Source organism: Pedobacter duraquae, assembly GCF_004362245.1.
Classification (GTDB): Bacteria; Bacteroidota; Bacteroidia; order Sphingobacteriales; family Sphingobacteriaceae; genus Pedobacter; species Pedobacter duraquae.
Map to the genome: position 1 here is coordinate 403,996 of NZ_SNWM01000001.1, position 14,441 is coordinate 418,436.

General features: G+C 41.0%; 13 protein-coding genes. 3 read left to right on the forward strand and 10 right to left on the reverse strand.

Annotation, left to right across the window (positions count from 1 at the left end; genetic code table 11):
- Positions 1 to 10: 10 nt before the first annotated feature.
- Positions 11 to 412: a hypothetical protein gene (locus CLV32_RS01860; protein ID WP_133551812.1), complete on the forward strand. Its 402-nt coding sequence runs from the start codon at positions 11 to 13 to the stop codon at positions 410 to 412.
- A 48-nt stretch (positions 413 to 460) separates the two neighbouring features.
- On the opposite strand, the gene rplT is transcribed toward CLV32_RS01860, so the two are convergent.
- From rplT to CLV32_RS01905, 9 genes are all read right to left on the reverse strand, one after another.
- Positions 461 to 805, reverse strand: coding sequence for a 50S ribosomal protein L20 (rplT, locus tag CLV32_RS01865; RefSeq protein WP_133551814.1), 345 nt, complete (start codon positions 803 to 805; stop codon positions 461 to 463).
- 74 nt (positions 806 to 879) lie between these two features.
- Positions 880 to 1,080, reverse strand: a complete 201-nt coding sequence (gene rpmI / locus CLV32_RS01870; RefSeq protein ID WP_133551816.1) for a 50S ribosomal protein L35 — start codon at positions 1,078 to 1,080, stop codon at positions 880 to 882.
- A gap of 25 nt (positions 1,081 to 1,105) precedes the next feature.
- Complete coding sequence (infC, locus tag CLV32_RS01875; protein ID WP_008238148.1) at positions 1,106 to 1,675, reverse strand: translation initiation factor IF-3; 570 nt, start codon at positions 1,673 to 1,675, stop codon at positions 1,106 to 1,108.
- A gap of 13 nt (positions 1,676 to 1,688) precedes the next feature.
- Positions 1,689 to 3,614, reverse strand: coding sequence for a threonine--tRNA ligase (gene thrS, locus CLV32_RS01880; protein ID WP_133551818.1), 1,926 nt, complete (start codon positions 3,612 to 3,614; stop codon positions 1,689 to 1,691).
- Between the two features lie 160 nt (positions 3,615 to 3,774).
- A complete protein-coding gene (locus CLV32_RS01885; RefSeq protein WP_133551820.1) occupies positions 3,775 to 4,644 on the reverse strand; it encodes a hypothetical protein in 870 nt (289 codons plus the stop codon).
- A 70-nt stretch (positions 4,645 to 4,714) separates the two neighbouring features.
- The gene (locus CLV32_RS01890; protein ID WP_133551822.1) at positions 4,715 to 5,452 is read right to left on the reverse strand and encodes a (Fe-S)-binding protein; all 738 of its coding nucleotides are present in this window, start codon (positions 5,450 to 5,452) and stop codon (positions 4,715 to 4,717) included.
- A gap of 21 nt (positions 5,453 to 5,473) precedes the next feature.
- Positions 5,474 to 6,784: an MFS transporter gene (locus CLV32_RS01895; protein WP_133551824.1), complete on the reverse strand. Its 1,311-nt coding sequence runs from the start codon at positions 6,782 to 6,784 to the stop codon at positions 5,474 to 5,476.
- A gap of 43 nt (positions 6,785 to 6,827) precedes the next feature.
- A complete protein-coding gene (locus tag CLV32_RS01900; protein WP_133551826.1) occupies positions 6,828 to 7,538 on the reverse strand; it encodes a GIN domain-containing protein in 711 nt (236 codons plus the stop codon).
- A gap of 35 nt (positions 7,539 to 7,573) precedes the next feature.
- Positions 7,574 to 9,478 carry a RecQ family ATP-dependent DNA helicase gene (locus CLV32_RS01905; protein WP_317130227.1) on the reverse strand — a complete coding sequence of 635 codons (1,905 nt, stop codon included), beginning with the start codon at positions 9,476 to 9,478 and terminating at the stop codon, positions 7,574 to 7,576.
- Between the two features lie 57 nt (positions 9,479 to 9,535).
- On the opposite strand from CLV32_RS01905, the gene CLV32_RS01910 reads away from it, so the two are divergent.
- Entirely contained in the window at positions 9,536 to 12,787 is a 3,252-nt protein-coding gene (locus CLV32_RS01910) for an amidohydrolase family protein (RefSeq protein WP_133551828.1), read from the forward strand.
- A 3-nt stretch (positions 12,788 to 12,790) separates the two neighbouring features.
- The gene (locus CLV32_RS01915) at positions 12,791 to 13,213 is read left to right on the forward strand and encodes a secondary thiamine-phosphate synthase enzyme YjbQ (RefSeq protein ID WP_133553471.1); all 423 of its coding nucleotides are present in this window, start codon (positions 12,791 to 12,793) and stop codon (positions 13,211 to 13,213) included.
- Here the strand turns inward: CLV32_RS01915 and CLV32_RS01920 are convergent.
- Complete coding sequence (locus tag CLV32_RS01920; RefSeq protein WP_243732214.1) at positions 13,210 to 14,439, reverse strand: BaiN/RdsA family NAD(P)/FAD-dependent oxidoreductase; 1,230 nt, start codon at positions 14,437 to 14,439, stop codon at positions 13,210 to 13,212. The genes CLV32_RS01915 and CLV32_RS01920 overlap by 4 nt on opposite strands.
- Between the last annotated feature and the right edge of the window lie 2 nt (positions 14,440 to 14,441).

The window sequence follows — 14,441 nt, forward strand, 5'->3', positions numbered from 1 at the left end:
AACACACAATATGAAAAAGATCGCATTAACAATAGCACTGGCAGTTTTTGGATTAACAGCCAGTTACGCACAGAAAACAGAAAAAGCTCATCTGACTCCTGAGCAGAAGGCACAGAAATCTACTGCGAAACTGCAGACAGACTTAGCCCTGGATGCAAAACAAAAAGATGCAGTTTATAAGATCGAACTGGAAAAATTTAAGCATAACGAATCTTGGCATAAAGCAAAGCACGATGCAAAAGCTGCTGACAAGGACAAACAGAAAGCTTTCCTAACTGCAAATAAGGGACAGCTTGAAAAGGTGCTTACACCAGATCAGAAGAAAAAATTTGCTGGTTTACAACAAGAGAAAAAAGACCATAAAAAAGGCAAAGGTCATAACAAACAAAAAGCCGAAAAATCTAAGGCATAAAAAAAGGGAGCTTTTAGCTCCCTTTTTTTATTGATCTATTTATCAGTACTATTTTACTAAATCGATTACAGCTTTGAAAGCTGCAGGGTGATTCATAGCTAAGTCAGCTAAAACCTTACGGTTAAGGCCAATGTTTTTAGTAGCTAGTTTACCAATCAATTGAGAGTAAGAAATACCGTGTTGACGTGCTCCAGCGTTGATACGTTGAATCCACAATCCGCGAAATTCTCTTTTCTTAACTTTACGGTCGCGGTATGCATATTGCAAACCTTTTTCAACTGTATTTTTAGCAATGGTGAAAACCTTGCTTCTTGATCCCCAATAGCCTTTGGCCATATTTAGGACTTTTTTCCTTCTTCTTCTCGAAGCTACTGCGTTTACCGAACGTGGCATAGTGTGTTGTTGTTTTGATAAACGGTGTTGCGTATTTCAGCAAACTTACTACCGGGTACCTGGTTAAAAATTAATTATTTACCGATGCAAAGCATACGTTTAACGTTACCTGTATCTGCTGCTGACACCATGCTGGTGTGGCCCAAATTACGCTTACGTTTAGTTGACATCTTTGTTAAGATGTGGCTTTTGTATGCATTTTTTCTTGCGATTTTACCTGTTCCAGTAAGCGAAAAACGCTTTTTAGCACTGGAATTGGTTTTCATTTTTGGCATAACCTTGTTTATTTATGTAATTTATTTATTTTTTTGCAACTTTAGGAGCCAGTGTCAGGAACATCCTTTTCCCTTCCAGTTTAGGCAACAATTCTACTTTACCTATGTCTTCAAGTGCCTGAGCAAACTTAAGTAACAGGATTTCTCCTTGTTCCTTATATACGATCGCTCTACCTTTAAAGTGTACATATGCACGCACTTTTTCACCATTTTCTAAAAAGCTAACTGCATGTTTAAGCTTAAATTGGAAATCATGATCATTGGTATTAGGACCGAAACGAATCTCTTTAATTACTGTTTGTTTCGCATTGGCCTTAATTTCCTTTTGCTTTTTCTTTTGCTCGTAAACGAACTTGCTGTAGTCTATAATCCTGCAAACAGGAGGAACAGCATTTGGAGAAATTTCAACAAGGTCTAATTCCAATTCATCGGCAAGGGCCAAAGCTTTTGCCAAAGGATAAATCCCCGGTTCAACATTATCTCCAGCCAATCTTACTTCCTGAGCGCGGATAAACTGATTAATATTATGTTCTGCTTCTTTTTTCTTAAAAGGAGGACGTGGTCCCCTATTAAATCCTGGTCTGCCTAATGCCAAATGTGTATCTTGTTTAAACTGTTATTTCTTTAATTAATAATTCACCAAACTCTTGCAGGGTCATTTCTCCCAAATCTCCTTCACCGTGTTTCCTTATTGATAGTTTCCCTTCAGCCATTTCTTTTTCGCCGATGATCAACATATAAGGTATCTTTTTAACCTCTGCATCTCTGATCTTCCTTCCAATCTTTTCATCACGAAAGTCAATCAAACCGCGAATATCGGAATTATTTAGTTCATCTAAAACTTTTTTTGCATAATCTTCATATTTTTCTGAAATAGGAAGGATTATGAATTGTTCCGGAGATAACCACAATGGGAAGTTTCCTGCACAATGCTCGATAAGTACTGCCACAAATCGTTCCAAAGATCCAAATGGAGCACGATGGATCATCACCGGCCTATGTTTCTGATTGTCGCTACCAGTATATTCGAGTTCAAATCTTTCAGGCAAATTGTAATCTACCTGAATAGTTCCGAGTTGCCATCTTCTACCCAGCGCATCTTTAACCATGAAATCTAGCTTTGGTCCGTAAAATGCAGCCTCGCCCAATTCAATCACAGTTGGCAATCCTTTTTCTTCCGCAGCTTCAATGATAGCCTGCTCTGCCAACTTCCAGTTTTCGTCAGAACCAATATATTTCGCTTTGTTTTCAGGATCACGAAGTGATATCTGTGCAGTATAACTCTCGAAACCTAAAGATTTGAAGACATACAGTACAAGATCAATTACTTTTTTAAATTCTTCCTTTACCTGATCAGGCCTGCAGAATAAGTGTGCATCATCCTGAGTAAATCCTCTTACCCTGGTTAAACCATGCAACTCACCACTCTGCTCATACCTGTAAACAGTACCGAATTCAGCAAAGCGTAACGGCAGATCTTTATATGACCTTGGTTTAACCTTGTAGATCTCACAATGGTGCGGACAGTTCATTGGTTTTAATAAGAACTCCTCGCCTTCTTGCGGTGTTTTGATAGATTGGAAACTGTCTTTACCATATTTTTCCCAGTGTCCCGAAGTAATATAAAGATTCTTGTGACCAATATGTGGGGTAATTACCTGCTCATAGCCGGCTTTACCTTGCGCTTTTGTCAGAAATTGAACCAAACGCTCACGTAAAGCAGTACCTTTTGGCAACCACAGTGGTAAGCCAGCACCTACTTTTTCAGAAAAAGCAAACAATTCCAATTCCTTACCCAGTTTCCTATGGTCTCTTTTCTTGGCCTCCTCTATCATGAGCAGGTATTCTGTTAGCTCACTTTGCTTAGGGTAAGTTACGCCATAAATTCTGGTCAGTTGTTTTTTTGTTTCGTCACCACGCCAATACGCGCCTGCAACATTCATCAACTTTACAGCTTTAATAAAGCCAGTATTTGGAATGTGTGGTCCACGACATAAATCAGTAAAAGCACCTTGTTTGTAGAAAGTGATTTTACCGTCCTCTAAACCTTGAAGAAGATCGAGTTTATACTCATCCCCTTTGTCTTCAAAATAAGCAAGTGCATCAGCCTTAGACACCGATGTTCTTTCGAATACTTCTTTCTGGCGGGCCAGTTCAAGCATTTTTTGTTCGATGGCTTTAAAATCATCCGAAGAAAATTCTTTATCGCCAAAATCTACATCGTAATAAAAACCGGTTTCTATAGCAGGTCCGATACCGAATTTAGTACCTGGATATAAAGCTTCTAAAGCTTCTGCCATTAAGTGAGCAGACGAGTGCCAGAAAGTGGCTTTTCCTGCTGTGTCATTCCATGTCAGCAGTTTTACGGTTGCATCATTGTCAATTGCACGGGAAGCATCCCATACTTCGCCATTTACTTCAGCCGCTAAAACGTTTCTGGCCAGACCTTCTGAGATTGACAATGCAATCTGATGGGCGGTTGTACCCTGTTCATACGGACGGATAGATCCATCCGGGAGTGTAATCTGAATCATCTACAAATATGATTTACTAGTTAAAAATGTATAAATTATTGAAATCACCTACGCTGTGATTTTCCAATTACAAAGGTAAATAATTTTCGCCGATCTACCCTATAACACACAAAAAAGCCCCCAAATTTATTGGAGGCTTATCAATTTAATTTTGGAAATATTAACCGCCGATCACAATGTTTCGAACATTGCCACCTCTATTGTTATTATTTCTCATTTGCTTCATGCGTTGTTCCATTTTCGCCTTGTACTGATCCGGCGTAATTACAATACCCTTTTTAGGCAGGTTAACGTCTTTGTTGCTAACGTTCCTATATTCGATACTCGTTGCGATTGTACTGGATCCTTTACCTTCGATGGCCAGCACCGCGCCTTCAGTCCAGAATTCTGGCTTTGGAGAAAAGTCGAATCCGAGCTCTTTAGTATACCATACATTAGTTTCTTCAGTAATTTCGCGTTCTTCATTCATGATCCTTCTTGTAGAAACCGTCTTGTAGACTACTTTATTACAAGTAAGACCAAGAATTTTTTTAGTCTCATCAGACTTCGTTACAGTTGTCACAGGAGCCTTAGCTGGAGCCATTGGTCCCATGTTCATCACCGGACTACTGGAAACACCTAATTTAGCTTGAAGAAAATAAGTGGTATCACTAAGGTCAAATACTTCAGTCAGTTTGTTTTCAAGGAAATTGAAATAAAGATCGTGACCAGCGGCACCGAAACCTCCGAACCCACCAAAACCACGCGCCCCTCCGTTACCACCTCCAGCACCGGTATTGCTATCTTCTACCTCTTCAGCGGTCATATAACTGGCATTGGTTGCATTAAATAACAACTCAAAATTTGATTTAGAACTTTTAGGCATACGTGCCAACATTTCTTCAGATAATTTAACACCATTTGCCGCTGCCATAGCCGCAGGATCAAATGAAGATGTAAACTGGATAGCTCCTGATTGTTTTTTTTGTTGAGCATTCAGTTGTAAAGAAAGTAAAACTATGCCAAAAATGGCCGCAATGTGTCTTTTCATGGGACTTGATAAAATTTGTACAAATTTAAGCGATTTAAATATTCCTTTTGTTAAAGTATGTTAAATGTTACTAATATTCAGTGCTTTCCAACCAGCCATTTGCAAGCACGTCGGCCAGATGCATAGTCTTTAACGGAATTTGATGTTTATCGATGTAACCTTGAAGATGTAACAGACAAGAAAGATCAGTTGAAATGATGTAATCCACTTCTTGTTCCAGCGCATTATTGATCTTTTGCTCTGCCATTGCCGAAGAGATAGCGTCAAATTTCACGGAGAACGTACCACCAAAACCGCAGCACATATCCGTATCCTTCATTTCCACCATTTCCAGTCCATGTACTTTAGCGAGCAATTGCCGGGGTTCCTCTTTAATCTTACATTCCCGCAATCCACTACAGGAGTCATGATAAACTGCCCTTCCTTCCAGCTCTGCGCCGAAGTAATCACGTTTAAGTACATTCACCAGAAAATCGGACAGTTCAAAAATATTTCCTTGTATATTTCTGCAGCGGTTATGGACTATGGTATTTGTAAACAGATCGTTAAATCCATTCTTCACCATGCCTACACAGGAAGCAGACGGCGCCACTATATATTTTGTATCGGAGAAATCAGTTAAAAATTTGTTCCCTGTTTCCTTCGCTTCCTCCCAGTAGCCTGCATTGTATGCGGGCTGTCCACAGCAGGTCTGCTCAGGATTATAACTTACTATACAACCAGATTTTTCAAGTACCTTAATCGTGTTAAAGGCAGTCTCCGGATATAATTGATCGATAAAACACGGTATAAACAATTCTATATTCATGGTAAATTTCTATAGGTAGCTTTACAGCTCCGTCGCAACAAATTTAGGCGACACTTTTTTTAGCAACAGCAAAAACACCAGTCCCAGGATAAAAAACGAGGTCAACGCAATAATAGAGCTTCTCATATCTCCCGTAAGTTCTTCTACATATGCAAAACTTGCCAGACCGGCAACAATAGCTAATTTTTCAGTAACGTCATAAAAACTAAAAAACGATGTCGTATCAGCGGTACCTTCAGGAATATACTTCGAATAGGTAGAGCGGGAGAGCGACTGTATTCCGCCCATTACCAGTCCTACGACAGCTGCAAGCGCATAAAACATATTTGCCGTGTATACAAAGTACGCCGCGATGCAAACCAAAACCCAAATGAAAACAACAATGATAAGTACCTGAACGTTTCCATATGTGCGCGACAATTTCGACATCAGGTTGGCACCGAGGATGGCGACCAATTGAATAATCAATATTACGACGATGAGACTTTCTGTTGGTAAATGAAGTATTTTTTCTCCAAAACTTGCTGCTACCAGCATTACCGTCTGAACTCCCATAGAATAGCAGAAAAAGGCGACGAGAAATCTTTTCAGGACGACCATCTGTTTTACCTGCAGCCAAACTTTCTTTAATTCGGCGAAGCCATTAGACACCTTCTTTTGCTCCTCAGGATTATAGTTAGGGCTTCCCTTAGGTAAAAAATAAAACGGAATCTGAGCAAACACCAACCACCAGATGCCAACAAGAAGAAACGATAGTCTGGGGGGGAAACTTAAGTCATTAATACCAAACCATTCAGGCTTTAAAACAAATAAAAAGCAAATCAATTGCAATAGCACACTTCCTACATAACCGTATGTAAAACCTTTAGCACTCACCGCATCCTGCTTATCAAGACTTGCAATTTCGGGCAGATAAGAGTTATAGAACACAAATCCACCTGCGTAACCCACAGCTGCTAGTGCGAAACAAATTACACCCAATTCCAACGTATCCAACTTAAAGAAGTACAATCCGCAGCAAGCAAGCGATCCCAGCCATGTAAAAAGCTTCATGTAGATCTTTTTGTTCCCTTTATGATCTGCAGCAGAACTCAGCACTGGCGATAAAAGTACTATAATCAAATAGGCAACGGCCAGCGCGTAGTTAGATAAAGCTGTGTTAACAAACCTCATCCCAAAAAAGTAAACCTTATCACCATTTTCTGGTGTTTGCGTAATGATCGTATAATATGCTGGAAAGATCGTAGAGGTTATAACGAGATTATATGCGGAGTTTGCCCAGTCGAACATCGCCCACGCACGAATAACCTTTTTATCATTTTTCAATCCCATAATACAAATAAGGAACTAAAGTATAAAAAAATTGATAAAGGCTTTAATTTACTTTCTCAAGCTTTGCCGCACCTTTTTTGTTCTCTTTGATAGTCTTAGGATTACCTCTGTAGTAAATCTCACTTGCGCCTGAAGTTTCCACATAAAGCTCATTCAGAACGTTGATTTTAGAATTACCCAATCCTTCTATATTTAACTTGTAAATACCAACAGTGAAATCCTGCGCCCCTAACGTAATCGTACCTTTCGAATTCAGCTCATGCTGACCAGCTTGCCCGGTTAATTTCAAATCAGTTACACCTTCGGAGACGGTACTCACTTTTCCAGCCTGAAGATTCAGATTGGCACTAATCGTTCCTGAAAATTCAAGTTTCAAATCGCCCAGTTTTAGAACACCGGTACTGACTATCGTTGACGCTCCTTTTACCTTAAGTTGTGTGAGGGGGCCTATTCCAGCGTGTACTACTATAGAGTCTGTTCCACAATATTTATCTGCATCGAGTTTCACGGTAAGTTCCGACCCGCTCACTTTGGTTTCAATAGCATCTACTACATTCGAATCTGCCGATACTGTTATCGCATAGCTGCTATCCTGATGAATCACCAGCTTAATGGGACCCGTTAAACTGATTTTGTCGAAGTTTTTGGCAACGATCTTCTTTTCGATATGTTTTCCGGAATCTTCGATGCATTTTGATTTGCAGCCAGCAAAAGCTATTGCAAGGATCAGAAAAAGGCCTACAGGTTGTTTCATAAGTTAAAGGTAGCAAATAGCACTCCAAAACAGGATTACAAATAATAGTTTTTACCGTCGGTTTTAATTTTTCCCGAATCAAGCAACAAGCGAAGTCTGCTGAGCTTTTCGTTCTCATTTCCGGTTTTAACTGATAACATGATTTCATCCAAAACCTGAGGCCCCGTTTGCAATAAGGTTACCATGTCGAATTCTATCTTTTCATTAATTTCATCACTCTCCAGCATTTTCTTTTCGTCAATACAAATATCGCAAATACCACATTTAGGGGCATGCGGCTCACTAAAATAGGCGAGTAATTGTATACTTCTGCAAACAGGTTCTGACGCATAACGAAGAACTCCGGCAATCTGATCTTCCTGAATACGTTTTCTTAAATTAAGGTAATTGGAATCTATGTCCATATGAAGCTGGTCCACCCTGGATCGGATAAACTGGAGTTGCGGCTGATCTGACTGGGGGAGGTAAGATATCAATCCCTGCTCCTGCAGCTTATTTAATAAGTTAACAACAACGTTGTAAGACGCCCCTATTCTACCGGCAATATCATTTTCGTTAATCTTAACATATTGGTCAAATGCTCCCCCGTACGACCTCAAAATCGTTTTGATCAGGGTATCATAGCCGGCATTTTCAATTTGAAAGCGATAAGCATCCTCATGACCTACGATAAAAAGCAACCTGGATTGCAAAAAAATGTTCTCTGATAATGTAAGATACCCATCATGCTCCAGAAACTTTAATGCAGAAATGGTCTTGATCACACCAAGCTTAAATCTCTTACAAAAATCGGCAAGATCAAAGGAAAAACTTAAACCCTCTCCCGCTCCGTAGGCAAGCTGAAAATAACTACCAAGATGGTGGTAAACAACTTTAATTTCATGCACCGTTGGAAAGTTATCAGTATATTTTGCCTTGAGCGATAGTTGGTCTGATTGATTAGCCAGTAAAACTGCAAATGCACGCCGTTCATCACGACCGGCCCTTCCAGCTTCCTGATAATACGCTTCAAGGCTTTCGGGTAAGTCCAGATGCACAACAAACCTAACATCAGGCTTGTCTATACCCATACCAAAAGCATTGGTTGCAACCATAACCTGTATTTTGTTTTTCTTCCAGTCTTCTTGTTTTTTTGACCGATCCTTACTGTCGATCCCAGCATGATAAAAATCGGCAGCAATATTATTTCTTTGCAGAAACTGAGCTACTTCGGCAGTTTCTCTTCTATTACGCACATATACGAGTCCACTCCCCTTCACATTTTTGACCACATCAATCAGCTTTTTGTATTTGTCTTCCAGATCAAGTACTACGTAGCTCAGATTTTTCCTTGCAAAACTTTTAACAAAAACGCCGGGCGACTTCATTTCGAGTTTATCGATGATATCAGCACGTACAAAATCTGTAGCAGTAGCTGTTAATGCGATAAAAGGTACGGCAGGATGTATGAGCCTTAAATCCTTGATCAACAGGTATGGCGGTCTGAAATCGTATCCCCATTGGGAAATGCAATGCGCCTCATCAATAGCAATAAGATTAACATCCATATAGGAAATACGTTCCTTTACAATAGGCGACAGCAACCGTTCTGGTGATAAATAAAGAAACTTTATTTTCCCATATATGCAATTATCAAGCAGGATATCAATCTCCCTTTTACCCATACCTGCATAGATTGCTACTGCCTGTATGCCCTTTGCCTTTAAATTTTCTACCTGATCTTTCATCAAAGCGATCAATGGAGAAACGACAAGACAGATCCCCGGCTTAGTTAACGCAGGAACCTGGAAACAAACAGATTTACCTCCTCCTGTAGGCAGAAGCGCAAGTGTATCCTGCCCGCTTAAAACTGAATCTATAATATCTTCCTGTAAAGGTCTGAAGGTTTCAAATCCCCAAAACTGTTTTAAAATCTCCGCTTTATTCATAAAAGGTTCCATTCAAAACTATAAAAACGAACTGATATTATTAAATTGCGCTTTATATAACCTGATATTATGCGCAGTCGTAGTTTGCTTTTACTATTATTATCCGTTTCTTCTTTAGCCTTTTCACAGGAAAAATCAACTGATCCTAAATGGGATGTAGAAAAATACCGGGGCACAACAAAAACATTCAACATCGCCACCGATGAGGGTACCTGGATGAATCTTGATGTGAGTCCGGACGGTAAGGAAATCGTGTTTGATATGCTGGGCGACATTTATGTGATGCCTGTAACCGGTGGAAACGCAAAGTTACTTAGTGGCGGGATCGCCTTTGATGTGCAGCCGAGATTTAGTCCCAATGGTAAATACATTTCTTATACCAGCGATAAAGCAGGCGGTGATAATATATGGATTATGGACAGGGATGGTTCCAATAAAAAACAGATCACGAAAGAAAGTTTCAGGTTGTTGAATAATGCCACCTGGATGCCTGGGAGTGACTACCTTATCGCAAGAAAGCATTTTACAGGTACACGTTCTCTTGGCGCAGGCGAGATGTGGATGTACAGCATTTATGGTGGTGATGGCATCCAGCTTACAAAAAGGAAAAATGATCAGCAGGATGCCGGTGAACCTAATGTTGCACCTGATGGGAAAAGCATCTTCTTTAGTGAGGATGTATCTCCTGGCCCAACATTTCAATACAGCAAAGATCCCAACGGCACCATTTACGCCATTAAACAATTGAACCTAAGCACAGGTAAACTGAGCAATCTTATCGATGAGCAAGGTGGCGCGGCCAGACCCCAAATATCCCCTGATGGTCTGCTGATGGCCTATGTAAAGCGGGTACGTCTAAAATCAGCATTATACATCCAGAATATACAAACCGGAGAAGAATGGCCGGTTTATGAAGATCTTAGTCACGATCAGCAGGAAACATGGGCTATTTTTGGCGTATATCCGAATTTTGCGTGGACGCCAGATGCTAAAAGCATAATTTTCTATGCTAAAGGGAAAATCCGCAAAACTGACCTGAATACTTTAATTACGGCAGAAATTCCTTTCCAGGTTAATGCAACACAAACTATACAGGAGTCCCTTCATTTCCCCCAACAAGTATTCAATGCTGATTTTACGGTAAAGATGATCAGGCAACTGATAACTTCTGCTGATGGTAAATTTGTGATCTTTAATGCTGCAGGTTACCTCTATAAAAAAGAATTACCTAATGGAAATCCAGAGCGTGTAACCACTGGGATAGACTTCGAATTTGAGCCTGCAATTAGTCCAGATGGCCGCTTTGTGGTTTATACTACCTGGAGCGACGAATTTAAGGGGGCAATTAAACGAACAGATCTCAAGTCGGGAAAAACGATAACGCTGACTGACGAACGCGGATTTTACTACGGACCTTCCTATTCCAGCAAAGGAGATAAACTTGTTTTTAGAAAAGGTACGGGAAATGAAGTACTAGGATATACCTTTAGTAAGGGTGCCGGAATATATATTATGCCCGCAAACGGAGGTTCAAAAACACTGATTTCTGAATCCGGTATCAGACCAGTTTTCAACAGCGATGATACACGTGTTTTTTTCCAGGGCAACGAAAATGGGAAAAAAGCTTACAAAAGCATTTCCGTGAACGGCACAAATCCAATGACACACTATACATCTACATATGCCAATCAGTTTGCTCCTAGCCCTGATGGCAAATGGATGGCATTTACGGAATTGTTCAATATTTATATCACACCAATGGTAACCGCAGGCGCAGCGTTGGAGCTTTCTTCAGGTAACAAATCCATTCCACTTACGCGTTTGACTAAGGATGCAGGAACCTACATGCATTGGAGTGCAGATAGTAAAAAAATCCATTGGATGTTAGGTCAACAGTATTATGGTCAGGACCTGAAAAATGCTTTTAGCTTTGTTGAAGGTGCTCCTGCTCCGGGAACTAAAGTTGCTCCCGATAGTCTGTCCATCAATCTAAAACTAAAAAGTGACGTACCCACTGGAATTGTTGCTTTAAAGGGAGCGAGAATAATAACGATGAAGGGCGACGAAGTAATCGAAGAGGGAACTATCCTCCTGGAAAACAATAAAATTACGGAGCTCGGTAAAATGGCTGATATTGCTATCCCCTCGAATGCTAAAGTGGTAGACGTTACTGGAAAAACAATTATGCCCGGAATTGTTGATGTGCATGCACATTTGCACACCAGTCCTGACGGCTTAACACCGCAAACTGATTGGGCATACCTGGCCAACCTTGCGTTTGGTGTTACAACCTCTCATGATCCATCAAGCAACACGGAAATGGTTTTTAGCCAGTCAGAGATGCTTAAAGCCGGCAGGCTTGTTGGTCCAAGGCTATATTCAACCGGATCTATATTATATGGTGCCGACGCCGACATGAAAGTTGTAATCAACAGCCTTGACGATGCACTTTCAAATCTCAGAAGATTGCAGGCTGTGGGTGCTTTTTCTGTTAAATCCTATAACCAACCCCGTAGAGAGCAGCGTCAGCAAATTTTGGAAGCTGCGCGGCAGTTGAAAATGGAAGTGGTGCCTGAGGGTGGCTCTACCTTTTTCACAAATATGAATATGATTGCCGACGGACACACAGGTCTTGAGCACAGCTTACCTGTAGCACCGGTCTACAAAGACGTTGTAAATTTCTGGAATAACACTAAAGTGGGTTACACACCCACATTAATTGTAGCATATGGTGCACAGTGGGGAGAAAACTATTGGTATGATCGTACTAACGTGTGGGAAAACGAACGCTTGCTCGCCTTTACCCCGCGTTCCATTGTTGATGAGAGATCAAGACGAAGAACAACCTCGGAATATGGCGATTATGGTCATATCGAAGTATCAAAAGCCGTAAAACAAATTGCTGATGGGGGCACGAGGGTTAACCTGGGTGCACACGGACAGTTGCAGGGACTTGGTGCACATTGGGAACTTTGGATGCTTGTTCAGGGCGGAATGAGTCCACTGCAAGCTATCCGAAGTGCAACCATAAACGGAGCTGGCTATCTTGGCATGGACAAAGAGATCGGATCCCTTGAGAAAGGCAAACTTGCTGATTTGGTAATCATGGACGCTAATCCTTTAGATGATATCAGGAATTCAGAAAGAATAAAATATGTAATGGTCAACGGTCGCCTATACGACAGCATGTCGATGAATGAGATTATCACCAGAGAAAAAATCAGAGGAAAATTATGGTTCGAAATGGGCAAGGGAATGGGTTATTCTATCCCGAACAGGGCCTCTGAAACATGGACCTTTACTGTACCAAACTGTGATTAGATGATGAAGATTTTTCAACAAGCATTACAAATTCGAGGTCGGAGTCGTGGATACCACCTCATAACAAGAGAGCTTGTACAGGCGTTGCCGCAGTTGAACGAAATTAGCGTGGGGATGTGCCAGATCTTTATCCAGCACACCTCCGCGTCCCTTACCATTAATGAGAATGCCGATCCGACGGTAAGGGCGGATTTTGAAATGTTCTTTGATAAAACTGTTCCAGAAAATGATCCTGAATATTTGCATGATGACGAAGGACCCGATGATATGCCTGCACATTTAAAAACTGCATTATTAGACACATCGTTACTTATTCCTATTAGCAATGGTCAGTTGGCTTTAGGGACGTGGCAGGGGATTTACCTTTGTGAACACCGTAACCACGGTGGAAGCAGAAATATAGTAGTTACTATTTGGGGCAACTAAATATGCTGAGCAATAACAAATCCACTTGCCCATGCCCACTGAAAATTGTAACCACCCAACCATCCCGTAACATCAACACACTCTCCACCGAAAAACATACCCGGTATTTTTTTACATTCCAGGGTTTTCGACGACAGTTCATCGGTGTCAATCCCTCCGCGCATCACTTCTGCCTTATCATACCCTTTGTCACCGGCCGGCTTCACCGTAAATTCATGCAAAATTTTGTGAACGCTATCAATATCCACTTTCGTGAGATTTGCAATCTGCTTATCCAACGGAAGAAACTTGCCCATGGCATCAGTAAACTTGCGTGTATAAAAACGACTTAAAAGGGTCGATAGCAAAATTTTGCCATTGCTCCTCCGCTCCTCTTCGATTATTACAGCGATATCTTGATGTGGTAATAAGTTGATTGTGATCGTTTGCCCCGGGCGCCAGAAAGAAGAAATCTGAAGGATAGATGGCCCGCTTAAACCCCAATGTGTAAACAACAGGTTTTCTTCAAAAGATATGTGATCATTACTCACCTCGCAGAAAACAGTATTTCCAGACAATTGAGCATACCATTCTTCGTCTTTTCCGGTAATCGTTAATGGCACCAGTGCCGGTGCTGTATCCGTTAATTCCAGACCGTAACGTCTGGCTAGCTTAAGTGCGAAATCTGTTGCACCCATTTTAGGGATCGGCAGACCACCGGTGGCTACCACAACTTTGGAGGCAGTAATGATATTACGGACATCATTTGTTTCGTATTCAACTTCAAAGCCATCAGGTATTGGGACAACATCCAACACATTCGCCTTGCAGATTAAGTTCTGCCCAAGCTCATCACAAAGCCCGGTGAAAATAGCCACGATGTCTCTGGCATCTTTGCCATCCGGAAACAATTGACCTAATGTTTTTTCTTTCCCAAAAACACCATACGTTTCAAAAAAGCTGATCGTGTCACTAACCGACCATTGTTTAAAAGCAGATTTGACGAAGTGTTTGTTATTGGAGATGAACTGCTCGTCAGTACTATATAAATTAGTGTAGTTGCATCTTCCTCCCCCAGAAATCAGGATTTTAGCGCCCGCCTTCGCTCCTTTTTCAAGTAGGATTACTCTTTTGCCCAGGAACCCCGCCTGCACCGCACACATTAGTCCACACGCTCCGGCGCCAATTATTATAGCATCTACATCCATCAATCCGTTTATATTGTTATTTTTGTGCAAAATAAGCATAA